The organism is Mesorhizobium sp. M4B.F.Ca.ET.017.02.2.1 (assembly GCF_003998955.1).
Lineage (GTDB): Bacteria > Pseudomonadota > Alphaproteobacteria > Rhizobiales > Rhizobiaceae > Mesorhizobium > Mesorhizobium abyssinicae.
This window is the reverse complement of the sequence record NZ_RZOF01000728.1, coordinates 1-407: the sequence shown is the minus strand read 5'-3', so window position 1 is coordinate 407 and position 407 is coordinate 1. Positions and strand designations below refer to the sequence as shown.

General features: G+C 70.8%; 1 protein-coding gene. It reads right to left on the bottom strand.

The window, feature by feature from the left end; all coding sequences use genetic code 11:
• A partial coding sequence (locus EN738_RS35065; RefSeq protein ID WP_145967076.1) for a cyclic nucleotide-binding domain-containing protein occupies positions 1-407 on the bottom strand: 407 nt, incomplete at both ends.

Genomic DNA, 407 nt, shown 5'->3' with positions numbered 1-407 from the left:
GTTCGGACACAGCACGACGGGCAGATGGTGCGGGTCGACATCGAAGCGCTCGACCAGGGTTTTGGCGCAGGGGTCGCCGCCGGAATCGAGCACGCGGTGCGGCTGGCCGCTGCGGGCCAGGAAGCCCTGCAGCCGCAGCACGTCGGCATTGCCTGATGGTCCGATGATGATCGGCCCGCTGGTGGCGCTTTCCAAGAGCCCGACGCGGCGCAGGATGAGCGCCCGCATGATGCGCTCGCCGAGATTGGCCTCCTGCACCATCAGGTCGCGCACCCGCCGCGAGGGAATGACGAAAGCCTCGACCGGCCCGGCGGCCTCGGCATTGACCAGCGAGGGCCGGGCCGAAAGCTGCGCCAGCTCGCCGACGAAGCTGCCGGGGCCGTGGGTGACGATCGTCTCGCGCCGGC